This window comes from Paenibacillus sp. IHB B 3084, from assembly GCF_001447315.1.
GTDB lineage: Bacteria > Bacillota > Bacilli > Paenibacillales > Paenibacillaceae > Paenibacillus.
On the sequence record NZ_CP013203.1, the window covers coordinates 1391689 to 1409990 of the forward strand.

Below are 18302 nucleotides of genomic sequence, written 5' to 3' on the forward strand. Positions count from 1 at the left end.
CGGCCTTATCCCTGGTTATCATACTTGCGGAAAAGGCTGCTTTGGCTTTTTGATGCCTTCTCAGCGCGGTGTTTTCTCCGTGCTATGATCTTCCCCAAGACGTTCAGCTCTGTGCACAGCTCCTCTGCGTAAGCGGGCATACAGCCTGCCTCCAGGCAGCACCTCGAACAGCAACATCATAAGAGAAAAGAATAACAGCGCAATGACCTCTTCTGCCAAAATATACAGCGGATATGGTCCCAAAACATCCAATATCGACGGTGTTGACGGCTTTCCGGCAAGAAACATATAGTTTGCTCCGAGTACATCATCTACGGGCCAAACGATCAGCGCCAAGCCATTGAGGAAAAGCATTGCTCCCCCAACGCCCTTCCACGTCGGTTTCAGCCCTTCGATCCATGTCATGTACAAGGCAGCCAATATAATGGCACTATGAGCCACAAAAAAATGAATAAAACGATAGTGCGGAAAAGCGTATGCCAAATTAGGCGTGAGTACCGCTTGAAGCGCTCCTCCAATTCCGGCAAAAAGTATGATCGGATACAGCCAGCGGCTACGGAAAATCAGCAGCAGAATCGACAGCAGCAGCGTCACACTGCACAGCTCCAGCGGCAATGATGTCTGAGCATCCCAAATGTGCTGGGTCACATACCATATATTCAGAGTTACCTCGGACAGTATGAGTATGGTAACCAGGAGCCAGCGAATCCCCTCACTTAACAGCTTATGCGACTGAATCAGGCCCCGAGTCAGCCAAAGCAGTAAAGCACATAAAATAAGCCCTAGTACAGCCACCCAATGTGACGAAGTAAAAGCCTCGAATCCTTCCGGTGCAGCAGCATCGAACCAGAACCATGACCATGACCACGGCTTGTCCATCAAAAGCCTCCTTCAATCTTTTTTCTCTTTCTTGCTTGTTCGACACCTTAGCCTTTATGATAAAAGATATCATATTCAAAGGAGACCCCTCATGCCCATTAATCGCCGTTTGATCACAGATCAGGACTTCACCGAGGCGTTGGAACGACATCTTCGTGTCCGCATTTTTCAGGATGACCAGTTGATTGGTTCGGGCGGAGTCATTATCCGTTTTGACGATCAAACTATAGTCGTGCAATCCAGTGTCAGTGATCTGGCCTACCATCCCAGGAAACAATGTGAGTTTTTCGAGATTAAAAAATAACCGTAAACACACCGGAGAACCAATTTGCTTCGTTTTCCGGTATATAGCGGCTACATTTGCTTTTTCTGACACGTTACGTTCTACAACTGCATTCCACGAGTTTTCATCATGAGCTTGTTCGTAAGCACTTTCAAGTCCTCGGAAGAAGACGAAATTTCCTGCATAATAGCCGTTTCCTCATGAGCGGCTGTATAAATCTTGTGCGCACCTTCCGAGAAGGCCCCTGACATTTGCTGAATACGATTGATCTGCTCGAAGGTTTGATCTACTCGATTCGTCTGCTCTGTCACAGCTTCTTCCATTAAGCGAATACCTTCAACAAATTCACGCACAATCGAGTTCAAACGACTCAGCGTCTGATCCACCGAGCTTGTCCGTTCCGCCTCAGCGCTGACCAGTGATGTTTGCTGGTGCATTAATTGTACCGTTTCCACAATTTGCGACTGCACACGGCTAACGATGGCATTGATTTGCTGCACCGATTCCGTGCTTTGTGAAGCCAATGCGCGAATCTGGTGAGCGACTACGGCAAATCCGTTACCTTCTTCTCCGGCACGTGCGGCTTCAATGGAGGCGTTCAGCGCCAGCAAATGAGTTTGTTCGGCGATATCCTTGACGGTGCTTGTAATCGCTTCAATTTGGGAAGCTTCTTTTTCCAGTCGTGCAATGACCTGCTGCGAACGACTATGCGAAGCCGTCAGCTCCCCCATTCCCTCCATCAGGGATGAAAATACCGTCTGCGTCGATTCGACCGAATGCTCCATGTGGCCTGACAGTTCCAGCATATGGCCCGATTTGCTGCGCATCATTTTAAAATCGCCCAACATTCGATCCGCTGTTTCAATAGATTGGACAGACGCATCCCTTTGCTGCTCTACGCCTTCCAAAATATCCTCCACCACCGAAGTCATGGACTCAATCTGTGTCGTAGCCTGTACAATAGCCGAACTAAGGTTTTCCGCGTTTTGCGAAGTCGCTCTTGAGCTATACGATATCTCGTTAAACATATCCTTGATGTTTAGCATCATACTCCGGAATGCATCATACAGCACCTTGATTTCGTCATCTGAACGACGATCAGGAATGACTACGGACAGATTCCCTGCCGAGGCTTCCTCTGCCGCCTTTGCCAGTCTAACAATCGGACGTGTGAGAAATTTGGAGATCAACCACCCCAAAATGCCACTCCACAGAACGCCCATTAGCAGAATGATTGAGATATATAGCCATTCCTGTGTACCTTGAGCAAGCCAATCCTTGAGTACAAAAATAAAAAAAGCGCTTGTTCCATAGGTTATTGCAGAAATAGCGACAAATGCAGCAACCATTTTCGTACCTAGTGACATTTTCATGTAATGTAGCCCACCCCAAAAAACTCAAATTTGATTCCATTTTACCATATAATTGCTACAATTCTAGTAGTACTTTTCACAGACAACCTTATTTATGAGTATAAAGATAGAGAGACTTTAGGCCCTCTACCTTAACAGCCAAAATAACATGTATTGGGCATCAGCGTACATCAAAAAGATGGACGAACCGCACTGCTGCTTGCTTTACAGGCCATTCGTCACATATTAAACCATTGATTTGCAGTCACTCAACCATTCCATCATTCGGAATTATTGTCATTTTCCTGTTCACTAGCTGTTTTTTTGACTGCTTCAATTGTGTCTATTTGGTGACTGTTTTTTTCCAGTACGGTAAACTCCCATAAACCTACAGTCATACTCTCTCCCTGTCGGATATCAAAATGCTCTGAAAGCATCCAGCCGCCAATCGTATATACGTCCCCGGCCTCAATATCCGTCTCCAAACGCCGATTGACTTCATGAATGAGCGCTTGCGATTTGAGTATGTAACGATGATCATCTGTTTTTGTAATGAGAGGGGTTAGCGCCGCAGGAGTTTCGGTATCGGTATAGGAAGGAATGTCCCCTACAATCTCCTCCATAATATCCTCCAGTGTGACCAGTCCGGATGTGCCGCCATATTCGTCCACCAGCACTGCCACGGGAATACGCCGCTTTTGCATCTGAATCAGCAGGTCCCGGGCCTGAATGGTTTCAATCACCTGAAGCACCGGATGAATATAGGAAGCCATCGTGGTATTCCCTGTGCTGTGCCCTCGGGCCAAATCATGCAGCGCTTCCTTCACACGGATCATCCCGATGATCCGATCCCGATCCCCGTTTTCCGCTATAGGCAGAAAATTATAGACCTTGTCCTCGATCAGCTCCATAAACTCTGCCACCGTTGCCAGATGAGAAATAGAGCGGATATGGATACGCGGTACCATAATCTCTTGCGCCGCACGGTCGTCAAAATCAAATACATTGTTCAGGTAGCGATATTCTGTCGGTGTAATTTCACCACTGCGGTATCCTTCGGATAATGCCAAACGCAGCTCCGCCTCACTGAGAGCGGCATCTTCCTCGGAAACCTTTTTCAGTCCGAAAAGTCCCGTAATGACACGCGAGGAACGGCTGAGTACCCAGTTCAGCGGATACGTCATTTTATAGAAGACCGTAATGGGACGCGCAAAAAACAAAGCCATCGGCTCCGCAATCTGTATAGCGAATGTTTTGGGAACCAGCTCCCCGATAACCACCTCGAAATACGTCAAAATTAGAAAAGCCAGCAAAAAGGATAATACTCCCGTGAGTCCGGCCGGAATATGCGCCAGCACAAACAGCGGATGCAGCAGCTTTTCAACCGTAGACTCCCCGAGCCAGCCTAACGCCATCGAGGTTAACGTGGTCCCTAGCTGACAAGCGGATAAATACTCATCCAGGCGGGACAAAATATTTTTGACAGCTTTGGCATTTTTATTCCCTTCGGATGCAAGCTGATTGATACGGGATATCCGCACGCGAATAATGGAATACTCGGATGCAACGAAAAACGCAGTTAACGCAATCAGTAAAATGACCAGTATGATATTCACAGTTTCCACAGCCCTCTCTTGCCCCGCCATACGAAGCAAGAAGCACCCCCTTATGACGTTCATTTTTGGATGGACAGATCCTATAAGTAATTATGTCCATAATCGTGTATTACCCAAAAATGACAAGGAGTAGACTATGGTTGACCCTATTAGCGAATCGCCAGCGGACTCTTTTGCACGATATCTATCCATTGATCCGCTATCAACTGGTGCCCAACCGCTGTGGGATGTACCCCGTCATGCAGCCAATAGGAGGCGTCCGCCTTGGTAGCAGCCTCGTTCAGCAGGCTTTGGAGCGGCACAAATACGGCCCCAAATTCGTCTGCAAGCTGACGCACCAGACGCTGATAGCCCGTTATTTTTTCCTGCCAAATGTCCCATCGTGCCTCGGTAGCTCCCGTTTTCAAAATAAACGGCTCACACAGCACCAGCCCGGTATCGGGCAGCACTTCACACGTTTCCTCCAAAATGTGGCGATAGGCTCGTTCAAATCGGTCTGTCACCCCGGACGGCTCCTGCTCCACGATCCGCCAGGCATCGTTCACTCCGATCAGAATACTGAGCAGGTTCGGCTTCAGGCTAAACGTGTCCTCATTCCAGCGCGCATACAAATCCGAAACCCGATCCCCCGAAATCCCCCGGTTCACAAATTCTGGCTGCGTAGCAGTCAAACGGCTCCCCAGTGCACCTGCGATCAGATACACATAGCTCTGACCCAGCCAATGGTTCGCGTCCTCATTCCGTCCTCTTCCTCCATCTGTTATGGAATCCCCCTGAAAAAGAATACGTGCGTGCTCTGTACTCGTCATATTCCTAAACTTCCTCCTTCGACTTTTCCAATAATACCCTTATCATACCTTGTATTCTCCAAATTAGAAAGCGATTTCAATAAATAGAAGAATGTCAGATTTGCATTATGATATGAAATTCTGTTCACCTTGTTATCTGTAGTCGCAAGTAAAAAGCCCGTTGTCAGACGGGCTAATCACTAAGCATCCTAAGGATTCACTCCTACTGCGAATGGACGAGCGCCCACCGGAACGGTAGCAATTGTAGTTTGGGTTACTCCATCAATTATGGAAACATTATTATCATCCTGATTTGTTACGTAGATACAATTAGTTATTGGATTAACACCTACTCCATTCGGATTATTCCCGACGGGGATCGTTGCAATCACTGTATTCGTTAACCCACTAATAATGGAAACATTATCAGTGTCACGATTGGGTACATAAATAGTATTCGTAGAAGTATTGACACCCACTTCCCCTGGAGTAGTCCCGACTAGAACGGTAGCAATCACCGTATTCGTTATTCCATCAATGACAGAAACACTGTTACTCGTGAAATTTGACACATAAATTCGATTAGTTAATGGATTGACACCTATTCTAAATGGATTAACCCCCACTGGAATCTGGGTAATCACAGTATTTGTTGCTCCATCAATGACCGTAACGACATCAAAATTAAAATTCGCTACATAAATTCGGTTGGTTAATGAATTGACACCTATTCCTGTTGGAAGAGACAAACCTCCGACAGGAATAATGGTGGCGATCACCGTATTGGTCAAACCGTTAATTACGGAAACTGTACTATCATTAAAATTTGCTATATATATGGCATTGGTTGCGGTATTAACCCCAACTGAACTTGCTCCATCTCCAGCAGGAATAGTAGTAATCACCGTATCGGTTATTCCATCAATGACGGAAACGTCGTCACTGTTCAAATTCCCCACATAAATTCGGTTGGTGAATGGATTAACTCCTACTCCGGCTGGATTAACACCAACAGGAATGGTCGCGATCACTGTATTGGTCGCCCCATCAATCACAGAAACATCATTACTATTAAAATTAGCTACAAAAATGCGATTGATTGATAGGGGTACAGACTCTGAAACAGCTCCTAAGAGCTCAGAGGATACAAGCCGATGGGCTGTAACTAACTGTCCGGCTGCATTTTTTCCCCAAACGGAAATTTCAGTCTGACTTAGGGCAACACCTCCCGTTGTAAAAACAAATTCAAATGCATCAAAATTGGCAAAATAATTTTTTGTAACTACTTGATTCGGAGCGACAGAGAAAGATTCAAGTACATATAACGTTCTCGATCCGTTTAGTAGATAGCCTTCTATTAATACAGTCGAAAAATTGACCGAATCCCGGTTATCGATTTTAACCGTCACCTGTTGAGTGGGCCTAACACCACTGACAGCACTATTATCAATAGGTCCAGTTGACAAAATGGCCATTTAAATGAAACCTCCTAAATTCAGATATTATGGCTAAATTCCAGTTAAACCTTAAAGTACTTCACGAACTCTATTTGTAATATATGCAGAATTTTTAATAAGAATTGGACATTTACTTTAATAGGGCAAAAGAAAGACACTCCTTTTAATTAATGGAGTGTCTTTCTTTTGTTCTATTCCACCTTACACCGCGCGGTACTTGCATACCTCCCGAAAATTACAGCCGCCGCACGCTCTGCGTGAAGGCATGGGCGTGAAGAAGGACTCGGGTTTCGGCCGATTATAATAATCATCATCGAGACAGGATTTCATTTCCTCGATATATCGCCCGACATTGGCAACGACCTTGTCGATATCCTCCTGCGTGGGACGGTACACCTCATGTTCTCCCGTCATTAGATACTCCACACGCACCTCGATCTTATCCAGCGGAAGCTGATAATGCTCCTGCACATAGGAAGCGTACAAAAATAGTTGGTCGGAGAAGTCGCCTTCCTTGCCTGTTTTCCAATCTACGATAACCATGTCTCCGTTACCTCTGCGGTAGAGCAAATCCATTTTGACATAGACCTTCGTCTCATGAAGCAGCATCGTATCCCACTTCTCGACCTCGACAATTCGGGCCTCAGCCTGCTGTAGCTCACGCCAAACCGCAGTACGGTACAGATTATGTACAACTGCATGCTGTCGCTCTTTAATCCGGGTAATTCGTTCCGGCAGCACTTCGTCATCATAATAAATTTCAGCGAGCATGATGCGATTTTTGGGGTCTTGCTGCCATAGCTCACGTTGTTGCAGCGATTCCTTGTAGCTGTCATTCAGCATGTTCTTCATCGCTGTCTCCAGGTACGCCGGACGTGGAACAGCGCCTTTTTCCATCCAACCACGTATGACCGATTCACACATTTGATGCGTAATATTCCCAAATAAAATATATAAGTTGCTCAACTGCTTGAGCCGATACAACGTAACCTGCTCTTCACTGCCCTGTGTAGGGTTCCAGCCGTTATGCGAGCCGTAATAATGATAATAGTATTTGCGTAGGCATTCATCGAACGTTTGGGCCCTAGATTGTGAATAGGACCAGGACGGGTACATAGCCATGAATAGGCCCTCCTTCGTTAGAACTTCCATGCTCTATTATACCGCAAGCCTGGACTGCAGCGTCCAAAAAGAACGAAGACTTTAACCCAGAGGTTAAAGCCTTCAACGGTCTAGTATAGTCTATTCGCAATAACTCCTAAGATCCGTCCAACTCTGGCTTCATTTTCAATCCTTCGTTGTCGCATGAATCAAATCACTTACATTAACAGCACCCTGCTCACGGACGTTGACAACGAGTACCGGAGTTCCCAGCATTCCGCTGATCCACGTCTTATAATCGTCAACACGATCATTGGGAAGAATCGTCAAGATAACTCCAGCAAAGCCACCACCATGTACCCTGCATGCGCTGTCATCTATTGATTTCAAATACATTTCCGTTAATGCAAGCGCGACAGATACGTCCTGTTCCCGGTCAACTCCACTTCTATATACGTTTTGAAGCCATTTCCATGAAGAATTACCGGATTCGGTGACGAGCCTCAAGAAATCAGAAAAACGTCCCTCCTCCAGCGACTTCACCTGTTCATCTACACGCCTATTTTCTTCAAAAAAATGCAACGCACGCAGCACTGCACGATCTCCTGCTTTTTCCCTGACCATTTTGAGGTTGGCATACAGATCCTCCGGCGATAAGTCATGGCAAACAGAAGCACCTAAGGACTGAGCCACTGCACGCATTTCGTTGGGCACCGCCGCGTAATCGTCCGTTAAATCAGCATGATCTCCACCTGTATTGACGATAACCAGGGAATATCCGTTTTCTTGAAAATCCCAGTGAACTGGATTAATGATCGGTTCCTTGGGGTTTACAAAATCAATGGCAACCAATCCCCCATATGCACAAGCCATTTGGTCAAGCAGACCCGACGGCTTGTTCCAGTAGCCATTTTCGGCGTACTGGCCGATTTTGGATTTGGCGACAGCATCCAACGCTCCCTCATTATAAAAATGACTGATGATAGTACAAATCAACATTTCAAATGAAGCAGAAGAGCTTAATCCTGAAGCAGAGAACACATTGCTTGATATATAAGCCTGGAATCCTCCGATGCGATAGCCGTGTTCAAGCAAGCCAGCCGCAATACCGCGAACCAGAAGCATCGTACCGTCATCCTCCGGTCGTGATGACAAGTCATTTAAATCAATGACGTATTTCGTTTTGTAGCCTTCGGAAAAGAACGTAATTACAGGCTCCTCCACTTTAGCAGCTACAGCGATGGTATCCAGTGTAATACTGCCTGCCAGCACCTTCCCGTGATTGTGGTCTGTATGATTCCCCCCAATTTCGCATCTTCCCGGAGCACTAAACCATTCAATATCCCCGACGCCGAAGTGCTCCCGGTACGCCTGTAGAAGTGATTGATATCGCGTCGTTTGCTCTGCAACCTGCTGTTGACCGTACATTCGAGCAAGTACAATTTGTCCCTCACTAGAGTTCAACAATTCCATATCTTTCATCGTTATATCCCCCTGTTGTAGGTAATTTCCACCGTGGCGCCTGGCCGCAAATATATATATAGCGCAACAACAATATAATTATCTCAATTTTCCCTGTGCAAAAATAGGGTACTATTTTAATCTGTAATCGCTTATTTAAATCGTTTCTGTGAGAATGCTTCCTTATTTTACGATAGATTAGATTCATAAGGATATGCAAAAAAAGAACCGACCCTTGAACGGGCCGGTTCCTGTGTCTATACCTGCATGTTCCATGCACCAGCGGTGCAGTTGGACACAGATATGTGGAATGTCTTTTTAGTCACGTTTCAATACGTACTCACCATTACTGTTACGGGTTACTGTGGCACCAAGCGCTTCGGCAACCGATTTGAAAGGAACATACAACGTACCATATTCATCCGTATATGGAGCTTGTGGCAGCGTTAATGTGCTTCCTTCCAGTACAGCCTGTTTGGAACCGCTTTTCAGCTTGATGGTCTTACCTGTAATATCATCCACAACTGTAATTTGCTTGGCTGCTGCATCCCATTTTAATTCGGAACCCAGTTCATACGTCAGCTCACGCAGTGGAATGAAGGCCGTACCTTTACGATTCACCAGCACATAATAATCGTCTTTAGGATCGAAAGTGGTTTCTACTTTTGTAATTTTCAAATCATTTTTTAAAATATTGTAGATCGGAGAGTTTGCTTCAAAATTGCGAAGTGTCGCTCCTGGCGTAAGTTCCGCTTGTTTATTCAGGTCGATAACACCATTGGAGATATCTACCTTGTCGGCTGTTACACTACCGTTTACGTTCCAGGATTGAACTTCCGTAACAATCGAGAAGGACTTCACTGGAAGACTATCTACTTCTGGCAAAGCAACCGTCAGGTCTGACACTGATTTGCGAACATTTCCTTTTTCATCAAAATACATATCGGTTTTCAGAACCGTATTGGAACTCAGAACCGTTTTGATTTCAGGAGATTGTGCATATAAAGTGCTTACGCCTGTATCATATTGAGCAACGGCCAGATCCAAATACTTTTTAACTTCGGTATAAGCCTCATTGACCAGTTTTTCCTTGTTCGTGTTCAGTTCGCTTGTGACTTGATCAGCACCATCAACATTCATGCTGGAAGCGATATTTTTAGTGAAATCAATCGCTTGCCCGATCAGTTCCTTCAAGCCAGCCTCGTCCTTCGCCAGATTGGTCAGGAACGGTTTCACCAATGTGACCAGCTCATCGCCACGAAGTTCAGCATGCAAACGAGTCAGCTTCACTTTGTCCTTCTCACCATAAACTTCCTCGGTTACAGACGTTGCAGAGATGGTCGAAGGGTTAGGAGCATGCTTGAGTACAAGTGCTGCGGCTGTTTTCGTCAGATCTCTTACATCCTTGGAGTATACATAAGGATCAAATCCGGCAGGCAGACCACTCAAACTCTCCTGCGAGTTCAAAGATATGTAATAAGGTTTTTTGGCACCTTCCAGTTGAATAGCCACACCTTGGCGGTCCAAAGCAATTTCAAACGGCAAATTATACTTGTCGATGTGTAATGTACCCTTGGCGGAAGCGAGTTCCTCCGATTGTACCTTGGCCTCATCCACTGTTACGGAAATAGAATTGATTAGATCAACAATTTCCTGATCTCCTTGCGTAATGCCTTCTTTTGGAGTCAATTTAAGAGATATCTTCTCCGTTGACTGCTGGGATTTCACATCAAGTGTGCCCAAAAGATTTTTACTTACATCAAATCCGCCTACTGCCTCGCAACCCGTCAAAGCTACCATTAGCAGAATAAGAGGGACGGCAATCCATTTTTTTATATTCATATTAATCCCCTTTCAAAGATATTACCGTTATCTCTTCTATTATCTCAGTGTTAGCACGCATTGTAAATGAGTAGATTGGAAAATAGAAGTAGTCATTTAGGATCATTTTTCGGCCTGTAGCATCCGGTGAGCCAGCAATGCCATCTCCAGACAACGACGTTTATCCGGGTCTGCCAGATTTCCTCCTATGATCTCGTTAATTTTGTCCAGCCGATTGTAGAGAGTTTGCCTGTGAATGTACAGGATTCCAGCAGTGTCGCGTTTGGAGCCATGGCATCGAAAATAAGCATCCAGCGTATCCAGAAGCTGCATATGGTGCTCACGATCATGCGCAAGCAGCCCGCCCAAATGGTCCTGTACAAACTCTTGTAAAAAGGGAGTGAGGGGTACGGCTTTCAACAACTGATAGATTCCGATACTGTCGTAAAAAAGTCGATCTCTCATGGCCGAAACGCTTCGCGCCACTTCAATAACCTGATAAGCCTCTTCAAAACTACGGCCTGCTCCGGTCATCCGGTATCTCACTTTGCCGAAACCTGCATGAATGCGCACCTTGTCAAGCTGCCCTGCGGCATAGTTCTGAATATATTGTACGGTATGGGCAAGCACTTTCTTCATTTGCGCCGCGGAACGCAGGGTCAATTCCTCCTTGGCACAAAGAATGTAGCACTGGTTCCCCTTCATCATGAGCAGGTTGTGCAGCGTCTCCTTTTTCAGCAAAGAACGGAGTAGTACCAATATATCCTGGTTAATGGACTCCTTGCGCACCTGACTGGCTTCCTTATCCTGATGCTCCACCTCAATAACCCCGGCCCAAAATAAATACTGTCCCTTGGACAGCAGACGTAGCCCCATCCGGGTCTGAGCCTGTTCTTCGCTGGGAAGCTGTCCGTTCAGCATATCCTGAATCAGTTCATTCTGGTTGCGTAACAACCGGTCTTCGAGGAACTGAGTTCTCAGCACCAGCGTAGCGGCTGCCTTGGCTGTGTAGTCAAGCAGCAGTGACAGTTCTTCCGTCGGGGTTTCGCCATGCAGCACCAGACCTACTGCGGAAAACACCTGCCCGAAGCAGACAACCGGTTGAAACAAGACGGCGGTGGATTCATTAAGATGGAACAGCAAGTGACCCTCCCGATCAGACGTCATGCTGGATTCCACCTCATTGGCATAGAAATTCGCAATGCGGTCAGCCACATCAGGCTGGATGGAAGGCACGAACCGATTGGTATCAATGGAAGACATGTAGATGACCTGTCGGGCGGTATAATCATGAAGTGCCCGTAAAAGGGCACTCATATCCGTGCTGCGCAGCGTCTCCTGCTGAAGCTGGCGCGAGAAACGCTCCAGATCTTTCAGTAGTTCGTGGTGGCGGTTAATAAGCAGGGAATGAATATCTTGCGTGATTTCAACAAAGCGTACCGGCTTTTCAAATACGATGACCGGAAAATGATGAGATTCCGCCAGCTCCAGAATTTCCGGCGGAATCTCATGGATGCTCGTACCTAGCTCCACGCATAGTCCTGCGGCTTCGGAACGGATCAACTGCTCCATATACTCAGCGCGTTCCTCCCCCTCTCGGGTTAGCCACAGGCCGGTCGTCAAAATCAGGTCATGACGACTCACAAAGGGGGTTACGTTTGTGATTTCCAGCACATGGACCCAGCCGACCCGGTGACTCGTGCCCTGCTCCCCGGCCGCCAGCTTAGCCCGCCGGAATACCGGACGTTCCAGCACATCGGCAATGGTAAAGGTTTTTTTACCGTTCATCGGAATTCTCCTTATGTATATGTCTTAATGTCATTTTATATGACACCTATTCATCAAAAAGTCGAGCCTTGAAGGCAGATAATCCGACAAAATGTATGATGTCAAGGAGCTTTTCCACTTGTAAACTGTACCTAATCTAACATGAATTGCATTTGTCGGCTTGAGTCCATTTAACTAATTGGCAGGCTGCACAAAAATGATAATGCAATTTTTGAATCCGTTTGGTGCAGCAACATTGCAACACAGAAACACAGAAACACAGCAGCGTAGCTGCCCTGAAGAACAATTATTTGCCGGTGGATAACAATTATTTTCAGGAGAGGTGAACAGAATGAAAATTGGAATTCCGAAAGAGATTAAAAACAATGAGAATCGCGTCTCCTTGACCCCTGCCGGTGCAGCTCAGGTGATCCAGCACGGACATCACGTATTTGTGGAAAGTCATGCAGGGGTTGAAAGTGGCTTCACGGATGGAGATTATGCCACGGCGGGTGCAACGATTGTGCAGCATGCAGCGGATGTGTGGTCTCAGGCGGATCTGATTATCAAGGTGAAGGAGCCGTTATCCGCAGAATACGGATATTTTCGGCAAGGATTGATTTTGTTCACCTATCTCCATCTGGCTGCCGAGCCGGTACTGGCACGAGCGCTGATGGACAACGGCGTAACTGCCATCTCCTATGAAACCATAGATGTCGGGGGAAGCCTTCCGTTGCTTACCCCGATGAGCGAGGTCGCAGGTCGAATGGCTGTGCAAATCGGGGCACAGCTGCTGGAAAAACCGAAGGGCGGTAAAGGCATTCTGCTGGCAGGCGTGCCGGGAGTCAAGCGCGGCAAAGTGACCATTATTGGCGGCGGGGTCGTCGGCACGAACGCTGCGAAGGTCGCCATCGGCCTCGGCGCGGACGTGACGCTGATCGACCTGAGCCTGCATCGGCTGCGCCAGCTGGACGATATTTTCGGCAATCAGCTCCATACGCTGGTGTCTACACCGTCCAACATTGCCGAAGCCGTAGCGCAGAGCGATTTGCTGATCGGTGCTGTCCTGATCACTGGAGCCAAAGCCCCTCGTCTCGTAACGGAGGCTATGGTGCAGACGATGCAGCCCGGTTCTGTGATTGTGGATGTCGCTATCGACCAGGGAGGTATTGTCGAGACGATTGACCACATCACGACACATGATCAGCCAACCTATGTGAAGCATGGCGTCATTCACTATGCCGTAGCGAACATGCCGGGCGCAGTGCCGCAAACCTCGACGCTTGCTTTGACAAATGCGACGCTTCCCTTTGCCCTCCAGCTTGCGGATCAGGGCGTGCAGGAAGCCCTTCGCAAAAGCAAGCCGCTAAGTAGCGGCACAAATGTCCTGAACGGTCATATCACCTACGAGGCGGTAGCCCGTGATCTGGGATATCCTTACGTTCCGGTAGATCAGGCGTGGCAGGCAAAAACCTTAAAATAGAGTCTGCGTTAGTTCAAAGAACCACACGTTCTTCCCCTCAGGGCATGAACTGTGTGGTTCTTTTTCTTCTAGCTGAATCCATTGTTCTCGCTGCATATCAGACGATTTCTGCCGTCAGAAACGTCTGGAGACGGCGGTAAATGTCTGTGATCTCGTCCAGCGACATGCGAACCAATCCGCTGGACGAAGGGGCTACAAATTCATGCATCTCGGGGATCAGCGATTCGGGCTGGAATCCCCAATCTACTTTGGATTTTTTACTGTATTCGGTATATACACCTTTGCCTACAAAGCAGGCTACCTTGGGTCGGTATTCCTTTAGCTTGGCATGTAGCTCCAGACGTCCTTCGGCGTATTCCTCGCGGGCAATGTCCTCCACTCCCCTCGTGGGCCGGGAAACAATGTTCGTAAAACCATAGCCAAGCTTGAGCAGTTCCCCATCCTCCGATGGATCGTATAAGCGAGGGGTCAAACCCGCTCCCTCCAGTATGCGCCAAAAGCGGTTGCGCGGGTTCGCATAATGATGCCCCACTTCGCCTGATTTCAAGCTGGGATTGAAGCCAATAAATACGACAGATAATCCGTAATCCAGATGATCATCTACCTTATGCAGCTCTGCCTTGGTTCCTGTTCCTTTTTCTCTCTCTGCCATGGCACGCCCCTCCCTCAAACGATATCCAGCGGCTGCTTCCACGTAGGCGGCGGAAAAGCTTCCTGCACCGCCCTCAGCATACATTTCAGCCGTATCGACCAACGTCATGCCCAGATCCAAGCCAAGTTGAAGCGCGCGCACTTCCTCTTGCCGAAGCGAACCTTTTTCCCCCATATGCCATGTGCCCTGTCCGATCAGAGGCACTTCACGGCCGTCAGCCCATGTGATTGCACTTTTCTTCTGTTGGCTCATTTGTTCTCCCTCCTTACTATATCTGCTCAGGACTTATCTTCTAAGGACTACATCTGCTCAGGAACCTGATGCCGCAGGCTTGTCAAAGACATGGCTCTGCGTCCAATGCTGTCCACCATCCGAGGTGGTATACATTACCGGAGCCTTCTCTGAATCGGAGAAAATAGCCCAGCCTTCCTTGGCATTGGCCATCCCGATTTGCTGGCTGCCATAGCCGTCAAAGCTTTGCTTGCCGTTGTTCCACGTCTTGCCTCCATCATTCGTCCAGCCAATGGTATTAGGCTTGTCGCACGGTGCGCAATAGCCGCCCATCAACGCGGTACTGCTGTTTACTGCATAGAGCATACCCGGTGCCGTCCCTTCATTCTTGGGAACCTGATGGTCTTGCTGGCTAATGCCGGGAGCCGGACCTGCGCCAGCGGTGGCATTGGCCAACACAGCACGCCAGCTTTGGCCGCTATCGGCGGTATGCCAGAGCGAATATGAGGTCTGATTCATGCCCGTATCCCCGACCAGCTCAATCCATGCGTTTCCGCGTTCTACCGAGCGAATGATTACACCGTTCAGAGGGGCTTGGGTTTTCCGGGACAAAGCGGTGGTCCACTTCTGGCCGCCATTCGTTGTGTGTAAGATACCGAACGAGCCCTCTTTGCTTTGCGTTACCGCCCAACCGTTGTGCTGATCATGATAGTAAGGTTGTCCAACGGTGTGATCAGGTACGGGAAGCGCGGACCAGGTTTGACCGCCGTCCTTCGTATATTGGTTTCCGGTGAATCCTTCCTTGGACGATACAAAGTGTAGAAAGCCCGCTTGTCCTTGCTTCGGTACTGTCCCGATACTTTCCCAGCGCTTGCCTCCATCCTGAGTCGCCAGCAGCGAGCCGCTGTCTGCCATGACGGCCCATGCCTGCTGCCCATTCAAGGCAAAAATTTGCTGCACTGTTCCTTGACCCTGATATTGCACATCCCATGCCGCTCCGGCTGAACCGGATGTGCCTGCGTCTGTCCGGGCAATCCATCCCTTCCCGCCGATCCATCCGGATTTGCCGTCGATCAGGCGCAGCGCGGTAACATCGTCCATGCGAACCTTCGCCGCATTCGCATCTGTGGATGCTTGTCCACCAGCCCCTGATGCAACGCCTGTACCGCCAGTTGTGCCATTTTTCCCGTCAGAAGCGGTCTGCTGTCCAGGTGTATTTACAGCGGCTCCCGAAGCACCCGGTTGCGCGGAAGCAGAACCCTTTTGTCCATCCTGAACGGTTTGTCCGTTCTGCTCTTTCTGTCCGGTCTGTCCTGCTTGTGTTGTATCTGCTCCACAACCTGCTGTCATGATGGATACGGCGAGCAAAAGCGCCCATGCCGATAATTTTTTCTTCATTTTCGTTCATCCCCTTACTGTGTTAGTACAATGCTGCGCGGGTATGTAACCGCAGCAAGGTATATCCTATGTATTACCCTGCTGTCTTCGTTTCACTCTTGACGGATGGAAACCCAAAATCGACTGTATGGAAAACCTCGTCTACGGATTTACAGGAACAAAGCCGCCTTTTTCAATGATCCGTTTTCCTTCTTCGCTTTGCAGCCACTGGAGTAGCCGCTGAACCGAAGGGCTGTACTTCTCTCCTTCCCGTGTGACCACGAACAATTGAGCGGTGAACGGATACTGTTGCGAACGGATATGTTCCTTGTTCGGCACCACTCCGTCAATGGACAAGAATTTAACTTCTTGCCGCTTATGCATCACATTGGCAAAATAATAAAACGAATACCCGAGCGCATTGTGATCCTTGTTAAAATCAGCGACTGCATTAATCATACCACCCATGATGCCAATTGTGCGCTCCCGGGGCGGCTCGGCCATCTCATGGTTTGCCATCACTTTCTTTTGCATATACGTCTGACTTCCCGAATTTTCTTCCCGCTGATAGGCTACAATCGGCTGATCCTTGCCTCCCACTTCACTCCAATTATGAATGGAGCCTTCATAAATACGACGAATCTGCTGTGAAGACAGATTATGAACCGGATTATCACTGTGAACAAGGAAAATAAACGCATCCCGCCCAATTGGAGTCAGCTTCAATTTCACTCCCCGATCTTTCGCAAGTTGCAGCTCCCCGTCGGATGGTCCGGCCACCAGAATGAGATCCGCCTTCTTGTCGATCAGATTTACATACGCCAGATGCGTTGTGTTGAATTTCAATTCGTGCGCCGCACGTGCTTTGCTCATTCCGGTCAGCTCATGCAGCATATCCTGTGCGAACGGAATCGCCGCTGTAGCCCCATCGACCACTGGAAAATCCCTTTCTGCAATCAACGGGCGATGAGGCAGCATCAGCGTAATGGTCAGCACAATGACGAGTGCGGCAGACATAGCGGCCACGATCCATTGCCATCTACGATCCACCTTTCCGTTCTTTCCTATCACCGCCGGATAACGATCCACCCCAACTCCTATTACCATTCCGGCGATCGGTAGCAGTACAGTCAGCAGAAACCAGATTTCACCATGCTGTGTGTACGGCTCCAATACCTCCAGCACAGGCTCCGCCCACGCGTGATAGATTGAAAACAATTGCCACGAACTCCCGCCCACCTCGGACGGTTGGCCGCCAGAGCCTTGTAACCCCACAATCCATAAACCCAGGCCGCTTAATAATGATAGCAGCCCGGTCAGCATGAGCGGAAGCTTGCGCAGACTGGAAATACGCGCACTCCAGGCACCGTAAGCTGCAAAAATCAGGCCCACGATCCAGGCGTACAAAATCATCATCACAATGACCGCAGTATCCGTCACACCCTCACGCCTCAACAGAAGCTGTACATTAGATGCCACAGCCATACTCCAAAATACATTAAACATGACTGAAAACAATCCAAACATAAATGTACCGCCCAACCACGACCAAAACCATGCTGACCGCATGGAAGGGCCTTTTTCCGGCTCAGTTATAACTCCCTTTGGATCTGACATGTACATCCCCCTATATCATTTAAATGAAATGAGCCTTTAAGCCACTGCTTTTTCATTGTACAATTATGGTAAAGATTAGTATACGAGGAGATGGTAAAAATGTCCTTATCCGATCACCGGGATAACACATCCGATATGGCCTTGCTCCGAAAAACGCATGATGACCTCTGGAAATCCTTACAACATATTCCGACCGAGGACACTCTCAAGCTGCTTCACAGTTTTTCAACACAAATCGAGATTTATCATGAAAAAAAGCATAAGGCTGCGGATTGGAAAAGCAACTTGAAAAGCTACCTGAAAACTCCCTTGCCCTATATTGCCATCGCCGTCGGTATTTCACTGCCAACCGCCGTATGGCTTTTGATTTTGTTTTTACCATAAAGAAGTATGCTAAAAAAAGGCCTTCCCTAGAGG

At 48.0% G+C, this 18302-nt stretch carries 15 protein-coding genes; 3 read left to right on the forward strand and 12 right to left on the reverse strand.

Annotated elements, in window-relative coordinates:
• Nucleotides 1-60 precede the first annotated feature (60 nt).
• Complete coding sequence (locus ASL14_RS06575; RefSeq protein WP_134910957.1) at nt 61-879, reverse strand: YwaF family protein; 819 nt, start codon at nt 877-879, stop codon at nt 61-63.
• 91 nt (nt 880-970) lie between these two features.
• Between ASL14_RS06575 and ASL14_RS06580 the strand changes: the two genes are divergently transcribed.
• Entirely contained in the window at nt 971-1183 is a 213-nt protein-coding gene (locus tag ASL14_RS06580; RefSeq protein WP_025686491.1) for a hypothetical protein, read from the forward strand.
• 80 nt (nt 1184-1263) lie between these two features.
• On the opposite strand, the gene ASL14_RS06585 is transcribed toward ASL14_RS06580, so the two are convergent.
• The 8 genes from ASL14_RS06585 to ASL14_RS06620 all read right to left on the reverse strand — a co-directional run bounded on the left by ASL14_RS06585 (nt 1264) and on the right by ASL14_RS06620 (nt 12546).
• On the reverse strand, nt 1264-2535 hold the full coding sequence (locus ASL14_RS06585; protein WP_134910958.1) for a methyl-accepting chemotaxis protein: 1272 nt from the start codon (nt 2533-2535) through the stop codon (nt 1264-1266).
• A 260-nt stretch (nt 2536-2795) separates the two neighbouring features.
• A complete protein-coding gene (locus ASL14_RS06590) occupies nt 2796-4139 on the reverse strand; it encodes a hemolysin family protein (protein ID WP_134914423.1) in 1344 nt (447 codons plus the stop codon).
• Between the two features lie 140 nt (nt 4140-4279).
• A complete protein-coding gene (locus ASL14_RS06595) occupies nt 4280-4939 on the reverse strand; it encodes an SGNH/GDSL hydrolase family protein (RefSeq protein ID WP_134910959.1) in 660 nt (219 codons plus the stop codon).
• Nucleotides 4940-5127: 188 nt separating this feature from the next.
• Nucleotides 5128-6393: a beta-propeller fold lactonase family protein gene (locus tag ASL14_RS06600; RefSeq protein ID WP_134910960.1), complete on the reverse strand. Its 1266-nt coding sequence runs from the start codon at nt 6391-6393 to the stop codon at nt 5128-5130.
• Between the two features lie 183 nt (nt 6394-6576).
• Nucleotides 6577-7497 (reverse strand): PD-(D/E)XK nuclease family protein, encoded by a 921-nt coding sequence (locus ASL14_RS06605; protein ID WP_134910961.1) that lies wholly within the window; start codon nt 7495-7497, stop codon nt 6577-6579.
• A 165-nt stretch (nt 7498-7662) separates the two neighbouring features.
• Nucleotides 7663-8958 (reverse strand): galactokinase, encoded by a 1296-nt coding sequence (locus ASL14_RS06610; RefSeq protein WP_134910962.1) that lies wholly within the window; start codon nt 8956-8958, stop codon nt 7663-7665.
• A 297-nt stretch (nt 8959-9255) separates the two neighbouring features.
• On the reverse strand, nt 9256-10779 hold the full coding sequence (locus tag ASL14_RS06615; RefSeq protein WP_134910963.1) for a copper amine oxidase N-terminal domain-containing protein: 1524 nt from the start codon (nt 10777-10779) through the stop codon (nt 9256-9258).
• A gap of 102 nt (nt 10780-10881) precedes the next feature.
• Nucleotides 10882-12546 carry a PucR family transcriptional regulator gene (locus tag ASL14_RS06620; protein ID WP_134910964.1) on the reverse strand — a complete coding sequence of 555 codons (1665 nt, stop codon included), beginning with the start codon at nt 12544-12546 and terminating at the stop codon, nt 10882-10884.
• Between the two features lie 331 nt (nt 12547-12877).
• Between ASL14_RS06620 and ald the strand changes: the two genes are divergently transcribed.
• Nucleotides 12878-14008, forward strand: a complete 1131-nt coding sequence (gene ald, locus ASL14_RS06625; protein ID WP_134910965.1) for an alanine dehydrogenase — start codon at nt 12878-12880, stop codon at nt 14006-14008.
• A gap of 97 nt (nt 14009-14105) precedes the next feature.
• Here the strand turns inward: ald and ASL14_RS06630 are convergent, their stop codons facing one another.
• The 3 genes from ASL14_RS06630 to ASL14_RS06645 form a co-directional block, all read right to left on the reverse strand.
• Complete coding sequence (locus ASL14_RS06630) at nt 14106-14660, reverse strand: mismatch-specific DNA-glycosylase (RefSeq protein WP_134914425.1); 555 nt, start codon at nt 14658-14660, stop codon at nt 14106-14108.
• Between the two features lie 309 nt (nt 14661-14969).
• Entirely contained in the window at nt 14970-16289 is a 1320-nt protein-coding gene (locus ASL14_RS06640; RefSeq protein WP_134910966.1) for a beta propeller repeat protein, read from the reverse strand.
• Nucleotides 16290-16430: 141 nt separating this feature from the next.
• Complete coding sequence (locus tag ASL14_RS06645) at nt 16431-17885, reverse strand: PstS family phosphate ABC transporter substrate-binding protein (RefSeq protein WP_134910967.1); 1455 nt, start codon at nt 17883-17885, stop codon at nt 16431-16433.
• Between the two features lie 99 nt (nt 17886-17984).
• On the opposite strand from ASL14_RS06645, the gene ASL14_RS06650 reads away from it, so the two are divergent.
• Entirely contained in the window at nt 17985-18269 is a 285-nt protein-coding gene (locus ASL14_RS06650) for a hypothetical protein (RefSeq protein ID WP_134910968.1), read from the forward strand.
• Nucleotides 18270-18302: the final 33 nt, after the last annotated feature.